General features: G+C 71.6%; 22 protein-coding genes. 12 read left to right on the top strand and 10 right to left on the bottom strand.

The annotated features are described in order from the left end of the window. Window position 1 precedes the first annotated feature (1 nt). The 3 genes from ACFWVV_RS31625 (at window position 2) to ACFWVV_RS31615 (ending at window position 3,329) form a co-directional block, all read left to right on the top strand. Complete coding sequence (locus tag ACFWVV_RS31625; protein ID WP_384348451.1) at window positions 2-1,516, top strand: beta-N-acetylhexosaminidase; 1,515 nt, start codon at window positions 2-4, stop codon at window positions 1,514-1,516. Beyond that, complete coding sequence (locus ACFWVV_RS31620; protein WP_384348448.1) at window positions 1,513-2,946, top strand: cellulose binding domain-containing protein; 1,434 nt, start codon at window positions 1,513-1,515, stop codon at window positions 2,944-2,946. The genes ACFWVV_RS31625 and ACFWVV_RS31620 overlap by 4 nt, the downstream gene beginning before the upstream one ends. 143 nt (window positions 2,947-3,089) lie before the next feature. Next, window positions 3,090-3,329 (top strand): DUF6479 family protein, encoded by a 240-nt coding sequence (locus ACFWVV_RS31615; RefSeq protein ID WP_384348446.1) that lies wholly within the window; start codon window positions 3,090-3,092, stop codon window positions 3,327-3,329. Between the two features lie 45 nt (window positions 3,330-3,374). Here the strand turns inward: ACFWVV_RS31615 and ACFWVV_RS31610 are convergent, their stop codons facing one another. After that, a complete protein-coding gene (locus ACFWVV_RS31610; RefSeq protein ID WP_384348443.1) occupies window positions 3,375-4,169 on the bottom strand; it encodes a VOC family protein in 795 nt (264 codons plus the stop codon). A gap of 404 nt (window positions 4,170-4,573) precedes the next feature. Between ACFWVV_RS31610 and ACFWVV_RS31605 the strand changes: the two genes are divergently transcribed. The 4 genes from ACFWVV_RS31605 to ACFWVV_RS31590 all read left to right on the top strand — a co-directional run bounded on the left by ACFWVV_RS31605 (window position 4,574) and on the right by ACFWVV_RS31590 (window position 9,131). Further along, window positions 4,574-5,398 carry a PP2C family protein-serine/threonine phosphatase gene (locus ACFWVV_RS31605; protein ID WP_384348441.1) on the top strand — a complete coding sequence of 275 codons (825 nt, stop codon included), beginning with the start codon at window positions 4,574-4,576 and terminating at the stop codon, window positions 5,396-5,398. Between the two features lie 85 nt (window positions 5,399-5,483). Beyond that, entirely contained in the window at window positions 5,484-6,560 is a 1,077-nt protein-coding gene (locus tag ACFWVV_RS31600) for an MASE1 domain-containing protein (protein WP_384348438.1), read from the top strand. An 84-nt stretch (window positions 6,561-6,644) separates the two neighbouring features. Further along, a complete protein-coding gene (locus ACFWVV_RS31595; protein WP_384348435.1) occupies window positions 6,645-7,364 on the top strand; it encodes a GAP family protein in 720 nt (239 codons plus the stop codon). Between the two features lie 192 nt (window positions 7,365-7,556). Then, the gene (locus ACFWVV_RS31590; RefSeq protein ID WP_384348433.1) at window positions 7,557-9,131 is read left to right on the top strand and encodes a TIGR03086 family metal-binding protein; all 1,575 of its coding nucleotides are present in this window, start codon (window positions 7,557-7,559) and stop codon (window positions 9,129-9,131) included. On the opposite strand, the gene ACFWVV_RS31585 is transcribed toward ACFWVV_RS31590, so the two are convergent. Together ACFWVV_RS31585 and ACFWVV_RS31580 are read right to left on the bottom strand one after the other, a co-directional pair. Then, a complete protein-coding gene (locus ACFWVV_RS31585) occupies window positions 9,107-10,687 on the bottom strand; it encodes a PH domain-containing protein (protein ID WP_384348430.1) in 1,581 nt (526 codons plus the stop codon). The genes ACFWVV_RS31590 and ACFWVV_RS31585 overlap by 25 nt on opposite strands. Then, window positions 10,684-11,151: a PH domain-containing protein gene (locus tag ACFWVV_RS31580; protein WP_384348427.1), complete on the bottom strand. Its 468-nt coding sequence runs from the start codon at window positions 11,149-11,151 to the stop codon at window positions 10,684-10,686. Before ACFWVV_RS31580 ends, ACFWVV_RS31585 begins: the two co-directional genes overlap by 4 nt. Before the next feature lie 340 nt (window positions 11,152-11,491). On the opposite strand from ACFWVV_RS31580, the gene ACFWVV_RS31575 reads away from it, so the two are divergent. The 3 genes from ACFWVV_RS31575 to ACFWVV_RS31565 are packed head-to-tail and all read left to right on the top strand — an operon-like array spanning window position 11,492 to window position 13,943. Beyond that, window positions 11,492-12,295: an alpha/beta fold hydrolase gene (locus ACFWVV_RS31575; protein WP_384348425.1), complete on the top strand. Its 804-nt coding sequence runs from the start codon at window positions 11,492-11,494 to the stop codon at window positions 12,293-12,295. Further along, the gene (locus tag ACFWVV_RS31570; protein ID WP_384348422.1) at window positions 12,295-13,599 is read left to right on the top strand and encodes a PP2C family protein-serine/threonine phosphatase; all 1,305 of its coding nucleotides are present in this window, start codon (window positions 12,295-12,297) and stop codon (window positions 13,597-13,599) included. The genes ACFWVV_RS31575 and ACFWVV_RS31570 overlap by 1 nt, the downstream gene beginning before the upstream one ends. After that, on the top strand, window positions 13,596-13,943 hold the full coding sequence (locus ACFWVV_RS31565; RefSeq protein WP_384348419.1) for an STAS domain-containing protein: 348 nt from the start codon (window positions 13,596-13,598) through the stop codon (window positions 13,941-13,943). The genes ACFWVV_RS31570 and ACFWVV_RS31565 overlap by 4 nt, the downstream gene beginning before the upstream one ends. Window positions 13,944-14,075: 132 nt before the next feature. On the opposite strand, the gene ACFWVV_RS31560 is transcribed toward ACFWVV_RS31565, so the two are convergent. The 5 genes from ACFWVV_RS31560 to ACFWVV_RS31540 all read right to left on the bottom strand — a co-directional run bounded on the left by ACFWVV_RS31560 (window position 14,076) and on the right by ACFWVV_RS31540 (window position 20,878). Then, a complete protein-coding gene (locus ACFWVV_RS31560; protein WP_384348416.1) occupies window positions 14,076-16,424 on the bottom strand; it encodes a glycoside hydrolase family 3 N-terminal domain-containing protein in 2,349 nt (782 codons plus the stop codon). An 88-nt stretch (window positions 16,425-16,512) separates the two neighbouring features. Then, window positions 16,513-17,358: a carbohydrate ABC transporter permease gene (locus tag ACFWVV_RS31555; RefSeq protein WP_384348414.1), complete on the bottom strand. Its 846-nt coding sequence runs from the start codon at window positions 17,356-17,358 to the stop codon at window positions 16,513-16,515. Continuing rightward, window positions 17,355-18,350 carry a carbohydrate ABC transporter permease gene (locus ACFWVV_RS31550; RefSeq protein ID WP_384348411.1) on the bottom strand — a complete coding sequence of 332 codons (996 nt, stop codon included), beginning with the start codon at window positions 18,348-18,350 and terminating at the stop codon, window positions 17,355-17,357. The genes ACFWVV_RS31555 and ACFWVV_RS31550 overlap by 4 nt, the downstream gene beginning before the upstream one ends. Beyond that, the gene (locus ACFWVV_RS31545) at window positions 18,351-19,682 is read right to left on the bottom strand and encodes an extracellular solute-binding protein (protein ID WP_384348409.1); all 1,332 of its coding nucleotides are present in this window, start codon (window positions 19,680-19,682) and stop codon (window positions 18,351-18,353) included. A gap of 134 nt (window positions 19,683-19,816) precedes the next feature. After that, window positions 19,817-20,878 (bottom strand): LacI family DNA-binding transcriptional regulator, encoded by a 1,062-nt coding sequence (locus tag ACFWVV_RS31540; protein WP_384348406.1) that lies wholly within the window; start codon window positions 20,876-20,878, stop codon window positions 19,817-19,819. Between the two features lie 324 nt (window positions 20,879-21,202). On the opposite strand from ACFWVV_RS31540, the gene ACFWVV_RS31535 reads away from it, so the two are divergent. Beyond that, entirely contained in the window at window positions 21,203-22,600 is a 1,398-nt protein-coding gene (locus ACFWVV_RS31535) for a DUF4241 domain-containing protein (protein WP_384348403.1), read from the top strand. A 266-nt stretch (window positions 22,601-22,866) separates the two neighbouring features. Here ACFWVV_RS31535 and ACFWVV_RS31530 read toward each other — a convergent pair whose 3' ends face one another. Next, entirely contained in the window at window positions 22,867-23,253 is a 387-nt protein-coding gene (locus tag ACFWVV_RS31530) for a winged helix-turn-helix transcriptional regulator (protein WP_384348400.1), read from the bottom strand. Window positions 23,254-23,288: 35 nt separating this feature from the next. On the opposite strand from ACFWVV_RS31530, the gene ACFWVV_RS31525 reads away from it, so the two are divergent. Continuing rightward, window positions 23,289-24,005 carry an NADPH-dependent F420 reductase gene (locus ACFWVV_RS31525; protein WP_384348397.1) on the top strand — a complete coding sequence of 239 codons (717 nt, stop codon included), beginning with the start codon at window positions 23,289-23,291 and terminating at the stop codon, window positions 24,003-24,005. Window positions 24,006-24,170: 165 nt separating this feature from the next. Here the strand turns inward: ACFWVV_RS31525 and ACFWVV_RS31520 are convergent, their stop codons facing one another. Continuing rightward, a complete protein-coding gene (locus tag ACFWVV_RS31520; RefSeq protein WP_384348394.1) occupies window positions 24,171-25,097 on the bottom strand; it encodes an AraC family transcriptional regulator in 927 nt (308 codons plus the stop codon). Window positions 25,098-25,143: the final 46 nt, after the last annotated feature.

Genomic DNA, 25,143 nt, shown 5'->3' with positions numbered 1-25,143 from the left:
CGTGTTACGACCGTCCACAGACCCCGGACTCGTCCCGGTCCCCTCAAGGATCAGCCGGTCCTCAGGGACCTTCACCCTCGACGAAACCACCGCCGTCCGCGCCACTGCGGGGGCCGAGCCGGCCGCCGCCCTGCTGCGCACCCTGCTCGCCCCCGCGACCGGCCTGCCCCTGCCCCTCGCCCCCGACGGGCGGATCGTCCTCGTCCTCGAACCGGGCCTCACCGGCCTCGGTGCGGAGGGCTACGGCCTGACCGTCAGCGCCGAGACGGTACTGCTCCGCGCCGCGGGCGCCGCCGGCCTGCGGCACGGCGTACAGACCCTCCGGCAGCTCCTGCCCGCCGCCGCACTCCGGCCGGAACCGGTCCGGGGGGTGCGGTGGGCCCTCCCCGGCATCGAGATCACGGACGTGCCCCGGTACGCCTGGCGCGGCGCGATGCTCGACGTGGCCCGCCACTTCCAGCCCGTCTCCTTCCTCCGGCGCTTCACCGATCTGCTCGCCCTGCACAAACTCAACGTGCTGCACCTGCACCTGACGGACGACCAGGGCTGGCGGATGCCGGTCGAGGCGTACCCCCGGCTCACCGAGGCCGCGGGCGTGCCGCACGGCGGCGCGTACGGCCGCGAGGAGTTGCGCGAGCTGGTGGCGTACGCCGCCGAGCGGGGCGTCACCGTCGTACCGGAGATCGAGATGCCGGGCCACGCGCGAGCCGCGCTGGCCGCCTACCCGAACCTCGGCAACTTCCCCGGCCGGCGCCTGGAGGTCTGGCAGAGCTGGGGAGTGTGCGACACCGTCCTCGGCGTCACCGACGACGTCCTCGACTTCTGCCGCACCGTGCTGGACGAGGTCATGGACGTCTTCCCCTCGCCCTACGTCCACGTCGGCGGCGACGAGTGCCCGACCACCGAATGGCACCGCTCCCCCGACGCCCTGCGGCGCGTGGCCGAGGAAGGGCTGGAGGGCCCCGACGCGCTCCACGGCTGGTTCATGGAGCAGATCGGGAGCTTTCTGACCGGGCGCGGGCGACGGCCGCTCGGATGGACCGAGACCGGGCGCGACCTGCCCGACTCCTTCACCGCCCTGGCCTGGCGCGACGCGGATCACGGGCTGACGGCGGCCTGCCGCGGCCAGCCCGTCATCATGGCGCCGCACCGCTCCACGTACCTCGACTACCCGCAGTCCGCGCACCCCGCCGAACCCCCCGGCCAGTCGGGCGACCCGGTCGACCTGCACGCCGTGTACGGCACCGATCCCGCCCCCGCCCACTGGGAGAGTGCGGCCGCCGCACAGGTGCTCGGCACCCAGGCCCAGCTGTGGACCGAGTACGTCGCCACCCCGGCGCACGCCGAGTACCTCGCCTTCCCCCGGCTGTGCGCACTGGCCGACACCGCCTGGTCCGGCGGCCGCGACTGGCCCGGCTTCCAGGCCCGGCTGCACCACCACAGAACCCGGCTCGACGCCCTCGGAGTGCCGAGCCGTCCCTCCGCGATCCTTCGTCCCGAGAGGACCACCACGTGAGCGCCATCAGCACGAACAAGAGCACGCGCACCACCAGGATCCGCGCGGCCCTGGCCGCCGCCCTCGTGGCCGGACTCGGCTGCGCCGCCCTGTCCGCGACCCCCGCGGCCGCCGCGGGCGAGGCACTGACGGTCCAGTACCGGCAGAGCGCCGCGGGCAGCGACCAGGCCGAACCCTGGTTCAAGGCCGTCAACACCGGCACCGCCCCTCTCGCCCTCAGCCAGGTCAAGATCCGCTACTACTTCAAGGCCGACGCGGGCGCCTCGTACACCTTTGCCTGCTCCTGGGCCGTCAAGGGCTGCGGGAACATCACCGGCACTTTCGGCACCCTCGCCAGGCCGACCGCCACCGCCGACCGCTACCTGGAGATCGGCTTCACCGCCGGCGCAGGCACCCTCGCGCCCGGCGCGGACACCGGCGACATGCAACTGCGCTTCCACCGCTCCAACTGGCAGCCGCTGAACCAGAACGACGACTACTCCTTCGGACCCGCCCAGACCTCGTACGCCAACTGGTCGAAGGTCACCGCGAGCGTCGGCGGTACGCAGGTGTGGGGCACGGCCCCCGAGGGCAGCGGCCCGGGCCCCGACCCGGACCCGACCGATCCGCCGCCCACCGGCGCCACGCTCTTCGACGACTTCAACTACACCTCGCACACCGACCCGGCGATCGGCGCCCACGGCTGGAGCGTACGGTCCAACGCGGGCGGCCCCGGAGTGCCGGGCGCCACCTGGGCCGCCCAGAACGTCACCTTTGCCAAGGAGGGGACCAACTCGATCATGAACCTGGAGACCTCGACGGCCGGCACGCCCGAGTCCACGAAACACACGGAAGTCCTCACCCAGGCGACGAAGTTCAAGAACGGGACCTACGCGGCCCGGGTCCGGTTCTCCGACGCGCCGAAGGCAGGGGGACCCGACGGTGACCGCGTCGTGCAGACGTTCTTCACCATCAACGACCTCAAGGCCCCGATGGCGGACGACTACGCCGAGTACGACTTCGAGTACCTGCCCAACGGCGGCTGGGGCGAGCCCGCCAACATCCTCTACGCCACGTCGTGGGAGACCTACCGGCCCGACCCCTGGGAGGCCGTCAACCAGCACACCGAGGCGCGCACCAGCTACGCAGGCTGGCACGACCTGGTCGTCACCATCAACGACAGCAACATCGTCTACTACGTCGACGGCCAGGAGTTCGGCCGCCACGACGCCCGGTACCTGCCGGAACGCCCGATGTCCATCAACTTCAACCAGTGGCTCATCGATCTCGCGGGCCAGACCGGCACCACTCCGCGCGCCTACGACCAGAAGGTCGACTACGTGCTGCACGTCAAGGACCAGGTGCTGACTCCGGCCCAGGTCGCCTCCAAGATCGCCGCCTACCGGGCGGCCGGCAAGACCTTCGAGGACACGGTGCCCGCCGGCCAGTGACGCGAGGGGCCGGTGGGCGGACAGGCGTCCGCCCACCGGCCGCGAGGCGCGTGGGCGGGCCGCCGCGCCCGCCGTTCCCCCCTGGTACGCGTGTGGCCGCCGATAACACTGCTATGTGGGGAGATCGGGGGTATGCAGGGAGTATGAATACTTTCACGTACCTGGCGGCCGAAGGCGGCCCCCCGCTCCTGCTCATCGTGGTCGGAGTCGTGCTGGTCCTGCTCCTCCTCGGGGCTTTCGTCTACGGCAGCCGCCGCGCGAGGCGCAAGCCGCAGACCAACCGCATCGACCCCGACGTCGAATTCGGGGACGGCGGGAGGCAGCGGGGGAAGACCTGGCAGACGATCGACGACGACCCCGACCAGGGCAGCCCGCACCGGTAGAGCGAGGGGCCCGGGCCGGCCCACCGAGGCTCGTGGGGCGACACCTCAGGGGCGCGCACTCACGGTGAAGCGCGCCCCGTCGGGGTCGCTCAGGAGCGCCCGCGCCGCGTCCGGGTCCCTTCGCAGGACTCGCCCGCCGTGGGTGCGTGCCGCGTCGACGCAGGCGTTCACGTCCGCGACGTGGAAGTGGATCTGCCAGTGGGGCCGGACCGCGGGATCGGGTGCGGCCTCCGCCGCTCCGGAACGGATACGGGCCACGATGCCGCCTCCGCTGCGAAGCACCACGCTCTCGTCCTCGTAGCTGACGTCGCAGCTCCCGGGGGCGGCGGAGTCCCAGCCGAGGACTCCCGAGTAGAAGATCGCGGCATCGAAGGCGTTACGGGTGTGGAGTTCCACGAAGGCCGGGGCCGTGCGGCGCCATTGTTCCCAGCCGGACACCAGCTCTCCCTCCCACACCCCGAAGACCGCGCCGTCGCGGTCCGCCATCAATGCGGCCCGCCCCGGGGGGAGGGAGAGGGGCCCCACCGCCGTGGTTCCGCCGCGCTCCCGGCCCAGCGCCACGGACTCGTCCGCGTCGGCGGTGGCGAAGAACGGAGTCCAGGCGACAGCCGTCTGCCCCATGCTGCCCACGGGCGACACCCCCGCCACCGGTACCCCGTCCACATCGGCGAACTTGTACCGGCCGCCCAGTTTCCCGGTGCGCCATTCCCAGCCCAGTACGGCGCGGTAGAACTCCTCGGTGGCTTCGAGGCTGCGGGTGGCGAGGCTCACCCAGCAGGGGGTGCCGAACACCGAGCTGCTGGTCGTGTTCCCGGGCGTGGCTGCCTGGCGGCCGTTCATCTCTTCACCGTTCTGACGTCGGGCAACGGTGTCGCGGTCAGCCGCCTCCGGTGGCGGCCGCCGGCCGGCGGACACCGCGACGGCGACGGAACTGGGGATCGTCCCGTGCGCGTCCACCGTCGCGGTAACCGGACCGCCCCCATCATCGCGCCGTCTGCCCTGCCGGGCCATCCGGTCCGCGGCTCTCGACCGAGCAGGCAAGCGCACGCACACCAGGGCAGGTCCTCGTGCGGGCGCCCCGCGTCACGCGGCAGCACGTGGCCGTCGGCATGGTGAATACCCACGGCCCCAGAGCGACGGGGTGCGCGTGCGGTCTTCCCCGGGCACAGTGGGTGGCGAGGTCGTGCCACCTGGCGAAAGGCCGCAGACCGACCTGAGGTGCTCTCGCGGAACCGGGGCGATCAATGTTTCGTACACAGGCCGCCGACGACGGGGACGAGCTGCTGGCCAGGCTCGCAGCGCTCACCGCCCAGGCCAGGGAACTGGCGAAGATGCAGCGTTCCCGGGTCGAGCTGGCAGTGGCCCTGCAGCGCGGCATGCTGCCGCAGGACCTGCCGAGCCCGCCCGGCGTGCGGCTCGCCGCCGGCTACATGCCCGCCCATCACGGGCTCAATGTCGGAGGGGACTGGTACGACGCCTTCACCATGCCGGACGGGCGTATCGGCCTGTCCATCGGCGACGTACAGGGCCACAACATCGAGGCCGCCGCCTTCATGGGGCAGGTCCGGGTGGGCCTGCGTGCACTGGCCCACGTGACGAACGACCCCGGCGAACTGCTTGCGCGCACCAACGACCTCCTGGTGTCGCTGGGCGCGGACCTCTTTGCCACATGCACCTTTCTCCGGCTCGATCCGGCCACCGGCGTCCTGGAATGCGCCAGGGCCGGCCACATCCCGCACATCTGGGCCACGGCCGACGGCCGGTCGGGTGTCGACGAGGGAGAGTGCGGTCCCCCGCTCGGCGTACTCGAAGGCGCCGAGTATCCCGTGGTCTGCCACCGGCTCACCATGGGCGGTGTGGTCGTGCTGCTGACCGACGGAGTGGTGGAAGGGCCGTCGCTGAGTCTCGACGAAGGCCTGAGCCGGGTGATGCGGCTCGCCGAGATCACCGCGGCCGCCGGCCTGGGCATCAACGCTCTCGCGAACGGGGTCATGCGGCTGGCGGACACCGTGGGGCATGAGGACGACGCCGCTGTTCTCATCGTCGGACACGAGGGCGGGGCACTGTAGCGGTGCCCGCACGCGGACGCGCGCCACGCGGAAGATCGCACGCCGGCCGTGGCTCGCGTGGCCGAAACGGCCGCGGCGGTGTCTGATGGCTGCTGTGTTGGTGACCCGGCGATTCCGCCTGTCCTGGGAGCGATTCCGCCTGTCCTGGGAGGCAGTCCTCAAAACGCTGGCCGTTGCCCTCCTCTACTACGCGGCCGGGCGCCTGGGCCTGCTCGGCGGGCTCACCGTCGAAAGTGCGACCGTCACCCCCATCTGGCCGCCCACCGGCGTCGCCGTCGCCGCGCTGCTCGTCTACGGCATGTCGGTCTGGCCCGGCATCGCCCTCGGGTCCTTCCTCGTCATCGCCTCCCTCACCACGCCCCAGCCCACCACGCTCATCACCGTGGCCGGCAACACCATCGCCCCGGTCTGCGCCTGTCTGATGCTGCGCGCCGTCGGATTCCGGCTCGGCATCTCACGCGTGCGCGACGGTCTCGCACTGGTGTTCCTGGGCGGGCTCGGCGCGATGCTGATCAGTGCGACGACAGGGGTGGGCCTGCAGGTGGTGACCGGTGGGCTGGGGACAGGGGAGTTCTGGTCCGTGTGGCTGGCCTGGTGGGTGGGCGATGCGATGGGCGTCCTGCTCGTCACTCCACTTCTGCTCGTGCTGGCGGGGGCGGCCGGACCACTGAAGCTGAGCCGCTGGAAGGAGATGCTGTGCCTGGGCCTCGCGGCCGTGATCATCGTGCCCGTGGCGGCGCGCGGGGAAATGAGTCTGCTCTTTCTCGTCTTTCCGCTGCTCATGTGGGCGGCACTGCGTTTCCAGCTGGCCGGGAGCATGGTGTGCGCGCTGTTCGCGTCCGTACTCACCACCTTCGAAGCGAAGACGCAACAGGGCGCCTTCCTCGGCCTGTCCGCCGTCGAGGTGATGGTCAAACTCCAGGCGTTCAACGGTGCTGCCGCCCTGACCGCACTCATGCTGTCCGCGATGGTCGCCGAACAGCGCGCCACCCGGCGCTCGGTGCGAAGCGCCTGCCGGGAACTCGCCGAGGTGCTGGAGCATCTGGCGGCGGGGGAGTCCCCGCCCGATCAGTCCGCCAGGCACGCTCTCGCCTCGCGCGCCGACGACACCGCGCCGGGGACAGGGCCTGGGGCGGGGACGGACAGACCTCCCGGCGGATGACCGGTCACGCGTAGGGTGTTGCGCCCCCGTGCACCCGGCACGGATCGAGCCCCTGACCGGGCCCTGTCCGCAAGGAAAAAATACGTGAATTCCGGATTACTGCTGTCCCTGACAGGTCTCGCCCTGCTGGACAGCGTCAGCATCGGGACCTTGTTCGTCCCGGTATGGCTGATGCTCTCCCCGGCGCGGGTGGGTACGAGCAGAATTGTCGTCTACCTCGGAAGCATCGCAGCCTTCTACCTAGGTGTGGGCCTGCTTGTCGTGCTCGGCGCGGACGCGGTGTTCTCCGCCGCCAGTGAGGTTTTGGAGAGCCGCACCGCGCTGTGGATCCAACTGGTCGCCGGTGTCGCGCTGTTCTTGCTGAGTTTTCGCTTCGCCCCCAGGAAGGGTGAGGCGAAAAGTGCGCAGAAGGACGCGGCAGGCCGCTGGCACGCGCGTACCGAGGCCAGGTCGTCGTCGGTGCTGTGGATCGTCGGCCTCGCGCTGCTGGCCGCGCTCATGGAGGTGGCGACGATGCTTCCGTATCTGGGAGCCATCGGGCTGCTGACCACGTCCGGGCTCGCCGGGGCTTCCGTCGTCGCGCTGTTGGCGGGCTACTGCCTGATCATGGTGCTGCCGGCCACGCTCCTGCTCCTCGCGTGGACCGTGGCCAGGGACAGGACGCGGCCGCTCCTGGACCGTCTGGGCGCCTGGCTTTCCCAGCGGGCCGACGGTGCCCTGGGATGGGTGCTGGGCATCGTGGGATTCCTGGTCGCCCGGGATGCCGCAGCCCGCCTGTGGTACCCGGAGATGTTCGGACACTGAGGCCCGCGGGGCAGCCGCGAGGAGGGCGCGCTCACGGCCCCGAGTACGGCCGGAGCGGTGCGCACTCGCGGACCCGAGTACGGCCGGAGCGGTGCGCACCGACGGCCCTCCGCCGCCACGGCGGGAATCTGTGCCCAGGGCCCGTTCGGGCGCCTTGACTCTCCCCCCGTGGGAGACCCGAGAGTGGCACGCATGAACGTCGAGAACGCCGAGTCCTGGAGCATCGGAGAGGTCGCGCGGAAAACCGGGCTGACCGTGAAGCTCATCCGGCACTGGTCCGACACCGGAGTGGTGCACCCTGCCTCGCGGACGCCGGCCGGCTACCGGGTCTACGACTCCGAGGCTGTGGCCCGTCTGGAGCTGGCACGGACCCTGCGGGACCTGGGGCTGGGTCTGGCGGCGGTTCGTGACGTGCTGGAGCGCGAGCACACCTTGGCCGAGGTGGCCGCGGCCCACGTCGACGCACTGGAAGTGCGGATTCGCACGCTGCGTTCGCAGCAGGCGGTCCTGCGCTCCGTCACCCGCCGCAACACCACCACCGAGGGGCTTCCCGCCATGACCGCACTCGCACGCATGTCCGCCGTCGAACGCCGCGCGCTCATCCAGGACTTCGTCACGGAAACACTCGGGGAGCTGGATGTTCCCACGTACCGCCGCGGGCTGCTGGCGGCCACCCCCGATCTGCCCGCCGACCCCACGGATGAGCAGGTCGACGCGTGGATCGAGCTGAGCGAACTGGTGGCGGACCCCGCGCTCCGCGACGGGATGCGCCGGATGGCGCGGTACGCCGCTGAACACGCCCCTGGCGAACACGACGAGGGCACCCTCCGGGACGTGCGGCGGGTGACGGACGACTGGCTGCGGCGTGTCAACGCGGCGATGGCCGAGGGCGTCGCCCCGGACTCACCGGCGGCCGAGCCCGTCGTCGCGGAAACCGTCGCGGCCTGGATCCCCACGCAAGCGTCCCTGCCCGGTGCGCCGCACACGGACGACGCGCAAGCCAGGAGCCTCTTGCTGGAGCAGCTCGAGGTCGCCTCCGACGTACGTGTCGAGCGGTACTGGCAGTTGCTGTGCGTCCTCAACGACCGACCGGTCCCACCGGGCATGGCGGCGGCCGGGGAATGGCTGGTGACGGCGTTGCGGACCAACCCCAAGCCCGGTGCACGTGCCGCGGAACTCGGCGAGCTGTACGACACCGGGGCCGACGTATGGGCACCCGCGGGCGTGCTGAACGCCTGCCGCGCCGTCCTGGACGCGGTGGGCGAGGTCGTGGCTGCCGTGGAGCCGGGCCAGCTCGACGGGGCGACGCCCTGCGCCGACTGGGATGTGCGTGCCCTGCTCAACCACCTGGTCCACGAGAACCTGCTGTGGGCGGGCCTGGCCGACGGGGCCCCTCGCTCCGGCCTGCCCTCCGACCACCTCGAAGGGAATCACGTCGAGGCGTTCCGCGGCGCATCGAGCGCCGCGCTGACCGCCTTCGGCCGGCCCGGCATGCTCGACAGGCGCTACGGTCCTGCGCCGGGGTGGCGGCTGGTCGAGCAGCTGGTGATCGAGATGCTGGTCCATGGATGGGACCTCGCCAAGGCCACCGGGCAGCCACGCGACCTCGTCCCCGACATCGCCGAGTCGGCTTTGCCCGTCGTACGGGAGATCGTCGGCGGGCTGCCCCGCACCGCTTCCGGCTCCTTCGCCCCGGCGCAGCCGGCACCCGCCGGCGCGAGTGCTCTCGACCGCCTGGCCGCCTATCTGGGCCGCGCCGTGGCCTGAGGGGCGCCTGGCACTCGCCGTCGGCCCGGGGAGCGCACAGGCGGCACCGCGGCCGGGTGGTCGGCCGGCCCGTTCGTGGTCGCCTCGATGAACCGGTCCAGCAGGGCCGGGCCGCTCACCGGCACCCACAGCCGGACGGCGCGCGAGTCGTACATCCCCAGGCAGACCGCCCCGACCGACCGCCGGCCGGGCAGGGGCAGCTGGTAGGAGTGAGCGAAGTAGACGGAGTCCCACGGTACGACGTAGTGGGTGACCCAGAGGAAACCGCGGCGGAAGTGGAGTACGGCGTTCTCCGGGTCGACCGCCGCCGTCGCCCAGCAGTAGTTGCTCGCGGCCAGCAGCACGACGGCCACAGCGGCCGTCACGGCGACCGCCCTCGCCGGGGGCATGGCATGCGCCGCCCACGCCGTCAGGGTGAGCGCTGCCGCGGCCGTCCCGCCCAGGCCCCATCGCAGAGTGCGGCTGGTGCCGGGGGTGTGCTCCGCCGCAGCGGCACAGTCCGGAAAGTGGTTCCGGACGCAGTCCCGCACGTGTGCGAGGCGCGCCACCGGCAGGACGATGTTCGCGCCGAGCCTCTCACCGGACTGCCGGGACACGAGGGCCAGCCGCGCGTACCCGGTGACCCGCATCAGAGGATTCCGCTGGATCCTGACCCCGCCGGCCTGCTCGGCGGGCAGCTGCCGCGTTTCCGCGGAGACGAGGCCGCCGGACATGGCGAACACCCCTTCCCTGAGCCGGACTTCGAACGACCGGTAGCGCAACCAGGCGACGAGCATCCCGAATGCCATCGCCGCCACCCCGAGCACCACCCCGGCGGCCACCACTTGTGCCCACCACGGCCCTGGGAGGTCCGAGACCGCCGGTAGGACCGGGGGAAGCGGGAAGAGGGCGGTGGCGTTGTTGTAGAGCTCCATGAGGAAGGGAAGCAGCAGCACGAACTGCCCGTAGGTGAGGGAGATCAGGAGATGGTCGCGGAGGCGGATCCGGTGAATCAGGTCACCCGTGTCCGTGGTGCGGGCGTGGTGGGCCGGGTCGTCGGTGTCCGTCGCAGGGTTGACCGTACGACTGTCAGTACTGGGTACCTGCGTGTCGCGGGCTGTACGGACCCGGCCGGCTGCGAAGTAGCCCTCGATCTCGGCAGCGACGGCTTGCGGGACCGCCTCGATCACCAAGGTGGCCCTGGCCTCCGTGCCGATGCCGATCAGTACGCGCGAGGAGCCCAGGAACCGTGCCACCACCGACCGGGAGACCTGGACGGATACCACCTCCGACCAGCCGAGCGAGGTGGAACGCCGCACCAGCAGACCTTTGTCGTAGCGGATGCCGCCGCTGTCCACGCAGAACCGGGTCGTCCACCAGTCCACGATCATGCCGAGCACGACGACACCGCCCACCAGCCCGAAGACCGCGGCCACCGGGATGCCGAACAGGACCGGCCACTTGGCACAGATCGACAGCCCCGCCATGACGGTGGGGACGACCGTCGTCGCGTGTTCCGCCGCACGGATCGCGAAGACGGCCGGGCTGTTGCGGCGCTTCCGGGGCGTCCGGGTCATGACGCGTGCTCGCGGACGAACTGCTCGAACCGAGTGGCCTCGGCCTGCGACAGGGGCCCGATCGACCGTGATTCGACGATCGTCGCCGTCCTGACGGTGAAGAGACGGAACCACCGCAGAATCGGACCCTGACGGGTCTCGCAGTACAGGACGCGGGACAGCGGGTACACCTCGCGTCGCCTCCACAGGCGCCCCCGCTCCACGATCACGCAGTCCGCCGTCAGCGTGTACCGGGAGTGCCGGTAACGGAGCGGAATCAGTACGAGGGCGTCGAACAACGCGAAGGCCAGCGCAGCCGCCGCCAGCGAGAAGATCCATCCGTGCCATTCCGGCGGGAGCGGCGAAAACTGGGTCAGGACGGCGGCGAGGACGAGCACCAGGGCGATTCCGGCCGCGTTTTCCACCTGCCAGAAGAACACGGACCGCTTGTCCAGTTGCCGCGCGGCGGCATCCGGTTCCTCCATGGCCAAGGCTTCCTTCTCGGGCTCGGGCTCAGCCGGCGTCCTGGGCGCACTGCGTCGGACGAGGCTCAACTTCGCTTGCGCAGAACCGGGTTACGGTCCTGCTCAGGGGTGTGTCTGAACCCAGATGATGCCCTACGCCACCCGCGCCCCGTCGAGAGCCGGTGCGGCCCGCCACCCAGGACGGACAGGAACGGAAATAGTCGGACAGCAGGGGCCGGGCGGGTCCCGGAACCGGTGGCGGCGGCGGGAGCACGCGGCCGGATCCGGCTGCGGGACCACACGTCGAGCCGGGGGCGGGTCCCTGAGTCCCCTGGTGGGAGGGTGGTGGGACACTGATGGAATGGATGTTCGCCGCAGGAACAACGTCACTGTCACCGGCCGTACGGACGGGCCGGTGCTGCTGCTGGCGCACGGCTTCGGATGTGACCAGAACATGTGGCGCCTGGTGGTCCCCGCGCTCGCCCGGGAGTACCGGGTGGTGCTCTTCGACTACGTGGGATCCGGCCGGGCGGATCCGTCGGCGTGGGACGAGCAGCGCTACAGCTCCCTGGAGGGGTACGCCCAGGACGTGCTGGAGGTGTGCGAGGAGCTGGACCTGCGGGACGTGGTCTTCGTGGGGCACTCGGTCAGTGCCATGGTCGGGGTGCTCGCCGCACAGCGCGCGCCGGAGCGCATCTCCCGGCTGGTGATGGTGGCCCCTTCGCCCTGCTACATCGACGAGGACGACTACCGGGGCGGCTTCAGCCGGGACGACATCGACGAACTGCTGGAGTCGCTGGAGTCGAACTACCTGGGCTGGTCGGCGGCGATGGCCCCGGTGATCATGGGGAACGAGGACCGGCCCGAGCTCGGCGAGGAACTCACGAACTCGTTCTGCGCGACCGACCCGGACCACGCCCGGGTCTTCGCCCGTACGACGTTCCTGACCGACAGCCGCAAGGACCTCCAAGCCGTCGTCGTACCGACGCTGGTACTGGAGTGCAGGCAGGACGCGATCGCCCCGCGCGAGGTCGGCGCCTACGTCCACACCTCGATCTCCGGCAGCCGGCTCGTCACCCTTGAGGCGACGGGGCACTGCCCGCAGCTGAGTGCCCCGCAGGCCACCGCTCGGGCGATCACCGACTTCGTCGGAGCGGCCCTGTGATGTGCCGCACCGACCAGGGGCCCGATCCTGGTGAGGGGCAGGACGTCGAGGCGACCGACGCGGCGTTCATCTCGCTGCTGGAGGACAGTGCCGAGGACCTCTACGAGCAGGCCCCGTGCGGCTATCTGTCGACCCTGATGGACGGCACGATCGCGAAGATCAACACGACGTTGCTGGACTGGCTGGGCCTGCCCCGGTCCCTGGTCGTGGGCCGGATGCGATTCTCCGACCTCCTCACGGTCGGCGGCAGGCTCTACCACGAGACGCACTTCGCCCCGACGCTCCAGATGGAGGGCGAGGTCAGCGGGGTCGCTCTGGAGATCAGGGCCGCGGGCAAGGTTCGGATGCCGGTGCTGGTGACTTCGAAGGTGAAGACGAGCAGCGAGGGCGAACCGCTGCTGATCCGCACCACGGTCTTCGACGCCCGCGACCGGCGCACGTACGAAACGGAACTGCTGCGCCGCCGCCAGGAGGCGGAGGAGGCACGCAGGCAGGCGGAGGAAGCACGCCGGCAGGCGGAGGCCCACCGCGCCCGGCTCCAGGAAGCCCTCGCGGTCCTGCAGCAGAGCCTGCTCCCCGCCGAGCTGCCCACGGTTCCCGGTCTTGAGGCCGGTTCGTACTACCACACGGCCTCGCCGGACCTTCTCGGCGGCGACTTCTACGACCTCCTCCCGCTCGACACCGGCCGGTGGGCGTTCTTTCTCGGCGACGTGTGCGGCAAGGGGCCCAAGGCCGCGGCGGTCACGTCGCTGGCCCGCTACACCCTGCGGGCCGCAGCCATGCACGACCCGGACCCCATCACCGTGCTGAGCACGCTGAACACCGTGCTGCACCAGCGGTTCTCCAGCGGAGACACCCGCTTCTGCACCGCCGTCTTCGGGGTCCTGGAACCCGGAGAGGGACACGTCGATGTGCACCTGGCGTCCGGTGGCCACCCCTACGCCCTCATCCAGCGCGCCGGCGGCGGCGCCGACTACCTGCCCACCCCGGGCGGGGTACTGCTCGGTGTCCTGCCCGGGGCCGAGTTCGTCGCGGCCCGCACCCGGCTGCTGCCGGGCGACACCATGCTGCTCTACACGGACGGTCTGACCGAGGCCCGCACCGGGCCCCAGCGCGACCTCTACGGCGAGGACGCTCTGCGCGCCTTCGCCGCGTCCCGGCCCGCGGCGGGCCCGCAGGCGCTGATCACCGCCCTGAGCGAGCTCCTCGACGGTTTCGGCGACGGCCTCGACGACGACACCGCACTCCTTGCCCTCGGCGTACCCCTCCCGCCCTCCACCCCTGCGAGCGAAGAACTGACATGAGCCCGCTGTCGATCACCACCCGGGAGGCCGCCACCGGCCTCGTACTGGAGGTATCAGGTGACCTCGATCACGAAACCGTGCCCGACTTCCGCAGGGCCCTGGACGGCCTCACCCTGAGGCCCGGGCAACTTCTCGTCCTGGATCTGGGCGGGATGGAGTTCTGTGACTCCAGCGGCATCAACGTCATGCTGGTCGCACGCAACCTGGCCACCGAGCAGGGCGCCCGAATCGCCCTGGCGTCGGTGCCGGCCAACACGGCTCGGATCCTGCGCCTGGTCGGACTGGACCGCGTCTTCCCCCTCCACCCCGACGCTTCCACGGTCACGGCTACCGGGGCAGGCTGAGCGGCGGGGCGCGCGGAGGGGTGCGGAGGGGCGCGGTACACGGTGACGACCGTGGGCGGGGCCGCCTTCCGTGACACGCACCCGTGGGCGCGCCCGCCTTCCGTGACGTGCACCGTGTGTGCCCCCCCGGTCCTACGTGACGCGCATCCCGCACCGCATCCGGCGGCGGTGTCCGACCTCCCGCACCGGACCCGTCAGGGTGAGCGGGACGGTGTGGTGGACGTGTGCGCTGGAGGCGGCGATCCGCAGTTCGAGCGCGCCCGGCTCGACCGTGCGGCGGCCGTCGGCGCCGGTGTACGCGGCGAGGTCCGCCGGGAACGTGGCGTGGACCTCGGCCGAGCCGCCCGGATTCAGCGGGACGCGGGCATAGCCGACGAGACGGACCTCGGGGCGGGCGACGCTGCCGACCGGGTCGTGCAGATAGAGCTGCACGACCTCGGTGCCGGGCCGGTCGCCGGTGTTGCGGAGGGTCAGGCGCACGGTGGTCTCCCCATCGGTGGGCAGCTCGGGGGCGTCGCACTGCGGGACACCCCAGGCGAACGTGGTGGTGGCCAGACCGTGCCCGAACGGGTACAGCGGTGTCGGGTCCACGGTGCTGGGGAAGCCGTGCCGGCCGAGCGGCGGGGCGAGGTACGGGGCGGGCTGGCCGCCTGGGTGGCGGGGCACAGCGACGGGCAGGCGGCCGGACGGGGCGACCCGGCCGGACAGCACCCCCGCGACGGCGCCGCCGCCCTCCTGCCCGGGGAAGAACGCCTGGACGACGGCCGCGGCCCGGTCGGACCAGCGGCCGAGCGCATAGGGCCGTCCGCTGAGTACGACGATGACGGTGGGCGTCCCGGAGTCCAGGGCGGAATCCAGCAACTCGCCCTGATTGTAAGGTAGTTCGAGGTCCATGGCGTCGCATCCCTCTCCCGAGGAGCCGCGCCCGAACAGGCCGGACCTGTCCCCGACCACGGCCAGACACACATCGCCGTCGGCCGGGTCGTCGACGAACACGGCATCCGGCAGTTCGGCGTGCAGCGCCTCGGCGAGCGTCGGCACCTCGATTCCGGTCGGCAGACCGGGGTGGTGGACGCCGACGTGCCGGGGGAACGTGTAGCAGCCGAGCATGGCGGCCTCCTCGTGGGCGAGCGGGCCGAGGACCGCGACGCGCAGCCTGCCGCCCGGGCGCACCGGTGACACCAGCGGCACCGCGCCGGCGTCGTTGGCGAGCAGGACCACGGACTCCTCGGCCACCTGCCGCGCCAGCTCCCGCATGTGCGGGGGGTTCAGATCCACGGGAGTGGCCGGCCGCGGGGACGTGCCCGGCGCCGCCACCGTGTCCGGCCCCGGTGACATGTCCGACCCCACGGGCCCCCCCGGCCCCGCCACCGTGTCCGGGGCGCCCGGAACACCCTCCCGCGCGGGCTCCCGCTCGGAGTCCAGCAGCCCCAGTTCGCACTTCTGCAGCAGAACCCGCAGTGCGGCCCGGTCGAGCAGGTGCTCGGGGAGCGGGTCGGCGGGGCTGAAGCAGCGCGCCGCCGGCAGCTCCACGTCGACCCCGGCCGCGAGGGCCAGCCGGGCGGCACCGCCCTCCCCGTCGGCGACCCGGTGCGCTTCCTCCAGCAGGGAGATGCCGTAGTAGTCCGAGACCACGGTCCCGGTGAACTCCCACCTCTCGCGCAGGTGTTGGGTGAGCAGCTCGGTGTGGGAGTGGGCGGGCAGGCCGTCGATGTCGTTGTAGGCCGGCATCACGGAGCGGGCGCCACCGTCGCGCAGTGCCATCTCGAACGGCGGCAGGATCACGTCGGCAAGTTCGCGCGGACCGAGCGGGGCGGGTGCGTGGTTGCGGGCGGCGCGGGAGGCGGAGTACCCGGCGAAGTGCTTGAGGGTGGCGACGATGCCGGCGGCCTCCAGACCGCACACGTATGCGGTGCCGATGGTTCCCACCAGGTAGGGGTCCTCGCCGATGGCCTCCTCGGTGCGGCCCCAGCGGGCGTCCCGTACGACGTCCAGCACCGGGGCGAGACCCTGGTGGATGCCGACCGCGCGCATCGACCCGCCGATGGCCCGGGCCATCTCCTCCACCAGGTCGGGGTCGAAGGTGGCACCCCAGGCCAGCGGTGTCGGGAAGACGGTGGCCTGCCAGGCGGTGAACCCCGTCAGGCATTCCTCGTGGGCGATCGCCGGCACCCCGAAACGGTTGCCCGCGCGGATGGTGCGCTGCAGTGCGGCGAGCCGGGCGGCGCCCTCGGCGGGATCGACCGGGACGGTGCCGAAGGGGCGGGTGAGGTGGCCGAGACCGTACGGGAGGAGCGCGTCGAGCGCGGCGCTGCGGGCCGCGTACGTGTGCTGGCCCGGGGCGACGTCTGCGCCCTCGGTGTCCGCGCCGATCCACACGCTGGAGAGCTGGGCGGTCTTTTCCTCCCTGGTCATCCGGGCGAGCAGGTCCGCCGCCCGGACGGCGGCGGGCAGGGCGGTGTCCTGCCAGGGCTTGACCATGGAACTCCTCAAGTGCGGTGATGAAAAGGGGTGTTCGCTTGCAATGGGCGCAGTCGGGCGCAGGTGGTCGCAGTCGGGCGTCGCGGGCTCAGCCCTTGGTAGCGCCCGCCGAGAGGCCGCCGATCAGCTGGCGTTCGGCCACCGCGTAGAAGGCGAGGGCCGGAACCATGGCGAGGACGAGGTACGCGAAGACGCGGGCGATGTCGGCGGCGTACTGCCCCTGGAACTGCTGGACGCCGACGGGGATCGTCCACCAGTCGGGTTCGCTGAACACGAGCAGCGGGAGCAGGAAGTTGTTCCAGCTGCCGACGACGGCGAGGACGGAGACGGTGCCGAGCGCGGGCCTGGCCATCGGCAGCAGGATCCGCCAGAAGAAGCCGAACCGGGAGCAGCCGTCGAGGGTGGCCGCCTCCTCCAGTTCGCCGGGGATCTCCCGGAAGAACCCGCGCAGGATGACGAGGGTCATGGGCAGGCCGAACGCGGCCTGCGGCAGGATGACGCCCCACGGGTTGTCGAGCAGCCCGAAGGTGCGCAGCAGGATGAACAGCGGCAGGATCGCCACAGCGAACGGGAACATCAGCCCCATCGTGAACAGAGTGAAGAGCAACTCCCTTCCACGGAAAGCGAATCGCGCGAGGGCGAATGCGGCGAGCGCTGCCGTGCCGACGGTGAGGACGGTGGTGCCCACGGCGATCAGGGTGGAGGAGCCGAGCATGCGCCAGAACGAACCCGAGGCCAGGATGTCCGTGTAGTGGGACACCACCCAGGGCGAGGGCAGGCCGAAGGCGTTCCGCGACAACTGGTCCGTGGTCTTGAAGCCGGACACCACCGCGTACAGCAGCGGGGTGACCATGACGACGCCGATCAGCCACACGACGACGTACAGCGGTGTCGAGCGCAGATGGCGGCGTGCGCGGTATGCCGGACCGTTCATCGGGCGCCTCGCATGTTCGTGATGGCTCCTTCGGTGTCGCGGCGCAGCACGTAGCGCTGGTAGAGCAGGGCGAAGACGAGGCTGATGAGGAACATCGCGATGCTGATCGCGCCGGCGTATCCGATCTGGTAGCGCTTGAAGCCGAACTGGAACAGCGTGACGGCCATGGTCTCGGAGTGGTGGTCGGGACCGCCCTGGGTCACCACCCACACCAGGTCGAAGAGCTGGATGGCGCCGATCACGGACAGGAACACACTGATGCGGATCGTCGGCCCGAGCAACGGCAGGGTGACGTGGCGGAATCGCTGCCAGGGCCCCGCGCCGTCGATGCGGGCCGCCTCGTGCAGCTCCGCGGGGACGCTCTGCAGGCCGGCCAGGTAGAGCATCATGTGGAAGCCGAAGTACTTCCACATCATGACGAGGAACAGCGTGGGCAGGACCCAGTCCTGGTCGGCGAACCAGAGACCGCCCAGGCCGTCGAGGCCGATCGCGCCGAGTGCTTTGTCGGCGAGCCCGTCGTCCGGCGAGAAGATCATGGAGAACAGCACGCCGGTGATCACCTCGGACAGCACGTACGGGGCGAAGAACAGCATCCGGTAGAAGGCGCGGCCGCGCAGTTTCTGGTTGAGCAGGACGGCCATGGCGAGCGCGAACGGCAGCTGGAGCCCGACGGACATCAGGACGAGCAGCAGGCCGCGCCACAGGTCGCCGAGAAAGACCGGGTCGCCGAGGAGGCGGGCGTAGTTGTCCGTGCCGACGAAGTCCGAAGGCGCTCCGAATCCGCCCCAGTTGAAGAAACTGACGTACAGCGCGTAGAGGATCGGCAGGAGCACGAGCGAACCGAACAGGACCAGGGCGGGCACCGTGAAGGCGAACGCGCCGCACCAGTCGCGGACCCGCCGCGCCCGGGGCCGGCGATTCTCGGCGGACAGCGACGGTTCTTTGGCGGGGGAGGGGACCCGCTCGCTCATCGGGGTCGAAGTCGTCTTCATCTACTGGCTCTTGGCGACCAGGGTGACAGAACGTACGACCTGCTCGGGCGACTTGGCCCCGGCGATGAGACCGGCGACGGAGTCGTTGACCTCCTGCCCGACGGCCGGCGGGTAGGCCTGGTCGAGATAGAGCTGGAAGCCGGTTGCCTTGCCGAGGGCGTCGGCGACGAGCCGGAGATTGGGGTCCGTCAGGGAGCCGGCGGCTTCCTTGACGACAGGCATCATCGCGGCCTTCGACACGAGGATCCGGTCGGACTCGGGGGTCATGAGGAACTTCAGGAAGTCGGCGGCCGCCTTCGGCGCCCCTTTGCGCACGGCGTATCCGCCGCCGCCTCCGAACAGGTCGGTTCGGGCGCCCCTGCCGCCCTCGACGGTGGGGAAGGGGAAGAAACCGAGGTCCTTGCCGATGCCCTTGCCCGAGTCGGCCTGCACCACGGGTGCCCACTGGCCCATCAGCTCCATCGCGGCCCTGCCGTTGCCCATGAGGGCGGCCTCGCCGCCCGGGGTGGAGTACGCGGCGCCGAGGAACCCCTTCTGGAAGGGCTGGAGGGCGACGAGTTCCTCGAGGTGTTCACCGGCCTTGACGAAATCCGCGCCGGTGAAGTCCTTGGCGTCGGCGGCCTTCTGCATGCCGTCGACACCGGCGATCCGCATCGCCAGGTACGCCCAGTAGTACATGCCGGGCCACTTCTCCTTGCCGGCGAGGGCGATGGGCGTGATGCCGGCGGCCTTGAGTTTCCCGACGGCGTCGAGGTAGGCGGCCCAGGTGGCGGGCGGGGTCGTGATGCCGGCCTTCGCGAAGAGCGCCTTGTTGTACCAGAAGCCGACGGCGCCGAGGTCAAAGGGCATCGCGTACGACTTGCCGTCGAACTCGTAGGGCTTCATGGAAACCCCCACGAGGGTCTCGGCGAGAGGTTTCACGGTGCCGGAGAGATCCTCGACGAGGCCCGCGTCGATCTGCTGCCGGAGGACGCCGCCACCCCAGGTGTGGTAGATGTCCGGAAGCTTTCCGGAACTGGTCAGGGCGGTCATCTTCGCCTTGTACGCGTCGTTCTCCAGCGTCACGAGTTTGACGCGCACCTCCGGATGGGTCGCCTCGAACGCCTTGGCCCGCTCGGGCCAGACCGACTTCGACGGCTCCGTGGTCTGGATGTTCCACCATTCCAGGACGGTGCGGCCCTCGCTGTCGGTGGTGCCCGAGCCGGAGTCCGAGCAGGCGGACAGGCCGGCCGCCCCCAGCCCGGCCGCCGAGGCGGCCCCCAGGAAGCGGCGGCGGGAGAGGGCCGAGGCGACGGCGGACGTGGACACGGCTGCTCGGTCGAACACTGGCATGGCACACCTTCCGGAAGGAATCCGAAAACTATCGGTAGATGGCCACGGAAGTTACGGACATGCGAAGGGGGTGTCAACAGCCCTGTCGGAAAAGGCCGTTGACACCCCCGGGAGCGGTGCCTTCCGTACCGCCCCTACTCCTCGCGCGGCGCCCCGGTGCTCGACCTGACGACGAGTTCCGTCGCCAGCTCGATCCGCAGGGAGGCGGGCTCCACGGACCGGGCCAGTTCGAGGACCGTGCGGGCTGCCAACTTGCCCATGTCGGACAGCGGTTGGCGTACCGTGGTGAGCGGCGGCGCGGACCAGCGCACCTCGGGCAGGTCGTCGAAGCCGACGATGCTCATGTCCTCGGGCACCCGCAGGCCGCGGCGACGCAGCGCCTCGATCGCGCCGAGCGCCATCTGGTCGCTGGACGCGAAGACCGCGGTGGGCGGCCGCCCGAGGTCCAGCAGCCGGTTGCAGCCGGTGAATCCGGACTCGTGGTAGAAATCGCCGCGCACGATCAGCTCCTTCTCGACCGGTACGCCCGCGGCGTCGAGCGCCGCCCGGTACCCGTCGAGGCGGGCCCGCGAGCACAGCAGCCGGGGCGGGCCCTCGATGAAACCGATCCGCCGGTGACCGAGGGCCAGCAGGTGCTCGGTCGCGGCCATCCCGCCCGCCCAGTTGGTGGCGCCCACGGTCGGCGCCTCGGTGGCGGGCGACCCGTCCGGGTCGATCACCACCAACGGCACTCCCAGGAGCCGCAGTTCGTCGTGGAGACCCGGCTCCAGGGCCGAGGTCACCAGGATCACACCGTCCGAGGCGCGGGCGCGCAGATTGGTCATCCACTGCCGTGCGGCACCCGCCCGGCCGTGGATCGCGGAGACCACGGTGCCCACGTCGGACTCGTGCGCGACCTCCTCGACGCCCCGGATGATCTCCACGGCCCAGGGGCTGTCCAGGTCGTTGAACACCAGGTCCAGCAGGGCCGCCGGAGCCCTGAGCGCGGCGGGCTTGCGCTGGTAGCCGTGCCGGTGCAGGAGGTCCTTGACCCGGGCCCGGGTGGCGGGCGAGACGTCGGAGCGCCCGTTGACGACCCGTGAGACGGTCGGCACGGACACCCCGGCCTCCCGCGCGATCTCGGTGATCGTCACCTTGGCCGGCCCGTCCGGGCTCCGCATGGCTCTGTTGCGCTGAACGCCTTCCCCGGCCACCATCCCCACCTCCGTAGCAGTACGCCCGGAGAGTATCCGGGTGCCTTCCGGAAACCGTAGGACATGCCACCGGCCCTCCGGCGGTCGGCCCGCGATCCCGTCCGGTGCCCCGAACATACAGCGCGGCACGTCACACACTGTCAGCCCGCACACCCTCCGCCCGCCGGGCCGTTCCGCTCGCCCGCCCGTCCCGCCCGTCCCGCCCGTCCCGCCCGTCCCGCCTGGCCCGCCTGGCCCGCCAGGTCCGCCAGGTCCGCCTGGCCCGCCAGGTCCGCACCGACGGTTGCCGTGACGCCTGCTGAGTGTGCGTTGTCGGAGGTGACGGATATGTTGCTGCTCGTTGCGCACACGAGCGGGGGAGCGGCGATGGTGGTCGAGGTGGGGTACGCGCTGGCGTGGGACCTGGAGTCCCGTGTCCCCTGGCGGCCGATATCCGTGGAGGAGGCCCGCGAGCGGGATGCCGCCGGGCTTCCGTACGTGGTGGTGTACCGGGTGGCGGGCCGGGAGGCTCCGCTGGAGGTTCGACTCGTTTCCTGGCGGGATCACTATGCCGGGCTGTGGGTCTACGACGCTCAGGGCCGTCGTACCTACGACCTGGACATGCGGCTGCTGGACGACCCGACGCGGCTGCTGCGCCGGTACGCCGTCCGCTGGGACTACACCGGCCCGGAGATGGCGGAGTTCGACGACGCGTGCCCCCGCACCACCATGGACCTCTTCCCGGACGGGAGGGGACAGCGGACGGAACAGTCCCGGGGCGCACGAGGGAGCAGGCTCGTCACCGTGCCCGACCTCCGCGACGAGGAGCGCTGGGCGGACCGTCCTGCGTTCGGGGAGTGGCCGCTCCTGTCGGCCGGGTCTATCGGGATCACGGAGCCGCCGGTCTTCGCGGTCACCTCACCGACCGCAGCAGCGGACACCGGCGCCGGCCCTGCGCGCGCTGCGGCAGCGGACAACGGCGCCGTGCCCGCTGCCGCAGCGGATGACGGTACGGGGTCCGCGCCCGCCACCTGCTGGCGCCCGCCGCGCCCCGCGCAGCCCGGAGCGATCGGTGAACTCTTTCGGCCCGGGGTGCGCGTGACGGACGGCTACCACCCCGAGATGACCGTCCTGGAGCCACGCCGCACGGGCACGCTGCGGGTACCCAGCGGGCTGCTCGCGGTCTCCGGCCCGGACATCGACAGCGGAGACGGCCCGCACCTCACCGTCCCCGTTCCACCGGGGGAGTACGTACTGCAGGAGGCGCAGGCCAGGCACACCTACCACTGCGAGTGGTCCAACGGCCCGGTCACCCGCACGGACACCACGGCCGTCCGCCTGCTCGTCGGCGAGGCCCCGGCCACGACCTGGGAGATGGCGCTCGGCCCCGACGACGACCCCCGGCTGTTCATTGAGAACGGGATCTCCGGGTTCGACACCGACGGTGCCACCGGCTGCTTCGCCGATGCCGCAGCCTGGGAACCCCTCCTCGCACACTTCAGGAAAGGGCTGATCCAGGGCGACCCGAATCCTGACGCCTACGAGGACATCAGCGACTCCATGTACATGGTGCGCACCCGCGACCGGACCTCCGGCGGAGAACTGGCGGCCTTCGCGACGACAGGGGACGGCACCTATCCCGTCTGGGTCGGCCGCTGCGACGAGGGTGCGGTGGTCGGGATAGTGGTGCTGGTGGACGGGATGCCCGAACTGCTCCCGGACGGCGCAACCACGGCAGCCGCCTGACGCGGCACACCCGGTCCGGGGCCTGCCGCCGCTCTCGCTCTGCACTCCGAACACCGCCCGGCCCCTCGCGCGACGGACAGGTGCAGATACACCGTCACCTGTCCCTCACGGATGCCGCACCTCGGTCACGAATTGCTCCCGCTCGACCGTCAGCCCGGCAAAGGGGGTCGGTCAAGCGTCCCGGCGCCTCCTCCGCGTGCCGCGCCCGCACCGGCTCGGCCCCGCACCGAAACCCGCCGCCACGGGCACCCCGTACCGGCGCGGGTTCAGCGGTTCTCGTACCGGTCCTGCGCGTCGAGTACGTCGTCCGCGTAACGCGCGGCCCACGCGCCCATCGCACGCATCGGCGTGAGCAGCGCCGTACCTGCCTCGGTCAGGGCGTAGTCGACGCGCGGCGGTGCCTCGGCGTACGCGTGGCGTTCCACGAGGCCGTTGTACTCCAGCCGTCGCAGCGCCTCGTTCAGGACCTTCGGGCTGATTCCGCCGATCCGCGCGACCAGCGCGCGGGGCCGCATCGGGCCGGTCACGCCGAGCGTGAAGACCACGACGCTGTCCCAGCGGTTCGCCAGCACCTCGAAGGCGACGCGCGCCCGGCAGTCCGCCGTGTACGTGAGGTCCGGCAGGCCCGCGGCCGGATCGGTCAAGTTCTCCATGCCGCCATCCTGCCTGCGCCGATGGACACCGGACGGTGTGCGTCGGCGTTCGTAGCGTCAGCCCATCGAACGGAAGACGCCGGACGAGACACGACGAGAGGAACACGACGATGCGCATAGGCGTACTGGGTACGGGGGACATGGCGGCGGCGCTGGGCGGCGCGTGGGTACGGGCCGGGCACGAGGTGTTCGTCGGGGGACGGGACGGCGACGCAGCCCGAGCGCTCGCCGGTCGGATCGGCGCGGCCGGTTACGGGACGCCCGCGCAGGCGGCGGAGTACGGAGAGGTGGTGCTGCTGGCCGTACCGGCCGGGGCGGCGCCGGCACTGGCCAGTGAGCATGCCGACGCACTGGCCGGACGGACGGTCGTGGACTGCACGAACCCGTTGGATCCCGGGCCCAGCGGGGTCATGCTGACGACCGGCGCGGGGGAGAGCGTGGCCGGACTGATCGGCGCGGCGGCGCCCGGCGCACACGTGGTGAAGGCCTTCAACCTGGCCCACGCGAGCATGTGGGACCACCCGGCGGGCGCCCTCGGCACGATCCCGCCCGCGGTGCCGTTCTGCGCGGACGACCCGGGGGCCGCCGGGCACGTCACGGAGCTGATCACAGGGATGGGGTGGGCCCCGATGCCGGCGGGCGGGCTGGACCGGGCCGCGTACGTGGAGGCCACGGCCGCGTTCGTGATCGGCGTGTGGTGGGCGGGCGGTTCGCCGGCCCTGGCATTCCCGGAGGCCCCGCGGGCCGCCTGAGGCCCCGCGGGCCGCCTGAGGCCGCGCGAGCTGCCTGAGGCCTCGCGGAGCTGCCTGAGGCCGCGCGGGCCCGGGGAGGGACGAGCCCGGTCAGGGCGATCCCGGGTTCGCGGGTCCGGGCAGCGCGGATCCGCCGGCCCGCGCGACCCGGACCGTGAGGAACTCTCACGCGGCCCCGGATCGTCCCGCCGCGGCCCGGTACTGCCCCGGGGTGGTACCGAATTCCCGGCTGAAGGCGTGGGAGAAGGCGTACGGGGTGCCGTAGCCGACACGGCGGGCGATGGTGGCCAGCGGATCCAGGGTGTCGCGGAGCAGGGTGGCGGCGAACGTCAGGCGCCACCAGGTGAGGTACGCCATCGGCGGGCGGCCGACCAGAGCGGTGAAGCGGCGGGCCAGGGTGGCGCGGGACACGCCCGCCTCGGCGGCCAGGCGGTCGTTGCTCCATGGGGCGGCCGGGTCCGAGTGCAGCGCCCGTAGAGCAGCGGCCGCCACCGGGTCGCCCAGTACGGCCGGCCAGGTGCCGCTCGTGTCCTGGGCGGCCCAGGAGCGGATCATGTAGACGAGGAGCAGGTCGAGCAGGCTGGGCACCGCGAGGCATGAACCGGGCCCCTGCGTACTCAGCTCGTGTCCCAACAGGTCGACGGCGGCGCGCAGTTCGGGATGGGCGCCCACTCTGTTCGGCAGGTGGACCACCTCCGGCAGTTCTGCCATGAGCGGGTGGACGCGACGGCGGTCGAGCCGGTACTTGCCGCACAGCATCTGCACCCCGCCGGAGGAGCCTGGGCGGAGCAGCGGTTCCTCGCCGTCGGGCCACCGCTCGAACGGCACCGCCTGCTCCACGGCCGCCGCATCGGCGGGGGCGTCGGCGATCACATGTCCCGTGCCGTGCGGCAGCAGCACCACGTCACCCACGCCGAGCGGGAGCGGTGAGCCGCCGTCGGCCAGCAGCCAGCAGCTGCCCTCCAGCACCACGTGGAAACCCGCGCCGTCGTACGGGGCGAGCCGCGTGCACCAGCTTCCGCTCACCCGCACCCGGTTCGAGGACGGACGCCCGATGCGTACTGCCGAGACCGCGTCACTCACTACATCCATCGGGTGAGAGTACCTTTCGTGTCAACGATGAGACGGATGCGTATTC

The sequence above is a fragment of the Streptomyces sp. NPDC058663 genome (genome assembly GCF_042716745.1).
In the GTDB taxonomy this organism is placed as follows: Bacteria; Actinomycetota; Actinomycetes; order Streptomycetales; family Streptomycetaceae; genus Streptomyces.
The sequence above is the reverse complement of the archived record's forward strand: the minus strand, read 5'-3'. Positions and strand labels throughout refer to the sequence as shown.

Coding starts and splice junctions, on each gene's coding strand:
- ACFWVV_RS31590 (WP_384348433.1), top strand. CDS start 7,557: ATGAACGTCGAGAACGCCGAGTCCTGGAGCATCGGAGAGGTCGCGCGG.
- ACFWVV_RS31540 (WP_384348406.1), bottom strand. CDS start 20,878: ATGGTGGCCGGGGAAGGCGTTCAGCGCAACAGAGCCATGCGGAGCCCG.
- ACFWVV_RS31580 (WP_384348427.1), bottom strand. CDS start 11,151: ATGGAGGAACCGGATGCCGCCGCGCGGCAACTGGACAAGCGGTCCGTG.
- ACFWVV_RS31585 (WP_384348430.1), bottom strand. CDS start 10,687: ATGACCCGGACGCCCCGGAAGCGCCGCAACAGCCCGGCCGTCTTCGCG.
- ACFWVV_RS31600 (WP_384348438.1), top strand. CDS start 5,484: ATGGCTGCTGTGTTGGTGACCCGGCGATTCCGCCTGTCCTGGGAGCGA.
- ACFWVV_RS31565 (WP_384348419.1), top strand. CDS start 13,596: ATGAGCCCGCTGTCGATCACCACCCGGGAGGCCGCCACCGGCCTCGTA.
- ACFWVV_RS31545 (WP_384348409.1), bottom strand. CDS start 19,682: ATGCCAGTGTTCGACCGAGCAGCCGTGTCCACGTCCGCCGTCGCCTCG.
- ACFWVV_RS31555 (WP_384348414.1), bottom strand. CDS start 17,358: ATGAACGGTCCGGCATACCGCGCACGCCGCCATCTGCGCTCGACACCG.
- ACFWVV_RS31615 (WP_384348446.1), top strand. CDS start 3,090: ATGAATACTTTCACGTACCTGGCGGCCGAAGGCGGCCCCCCGCTCCTG.
- ACFWVV_RS31570 (WP_384348422.1), top strand. CDS start 12,295: ATGTGCCGCACCGACCAGGGGCCCGATCCTGGTGAGGGGCAGGACGTC.
- ACFWVV_RS31530 (WP_384348400.1), bottom strand. CDS start 23,253: ATGGAGAACTTGACCGATCCGGCCGCGGGCCTGCCGGACCTCACGTAC.
- ACFWVV_RS31605 (WP_384348441.1), top strand. CDS start 4,574: ATGTTTCGTACACAGGCCGCCGACGACGGGGACGAGCTGCTGGCCAGG.
- ACFWVV_RS31550 (WP_384348411.1), bottom strand. CDS start 18,350: ATGAAGACGACTTCGACCCCGATGAGCGAGCGGGTCCCCTCCCCCGCC.
- ACFWVV_RS31520 (WP_384348394.1), bottom strand. CDS start 25,097: ATGGATGTAGTGAGTGACGCGGTCTCGGCAGTACGCATCGGGCGTCCG.
- ACFWVV_RS31610 (WP_384348443.1), bottom strand. CDS start 4,169: ATGAACGGCCGCCAGGCAGCCACGCCCGGGAACACGACCAGCAGCTCG.
- ACFWVV_RS31575 (WP_384348425.1), top strand. CDS start 11,492: ATGGATGTTCGCCGCAGGAACAACGTCACTGTCACCGGCCGTACGGAC.
- ACFWVV_RS31535 (WP_384348403.1), top strand. CDS start 21,203: ATGTTGCTGCTCGTTGCGCACACGAGCGGGGGAGCGGCGATGGTGGTC.
- ACFWVV_RS31560 (WP_384348416.1), bottom strand. CDS start 16,424: ATGGTCAAGCCCTGGCAGGACACCGCCCTGCCCGCCGCCGTCCGGGCG.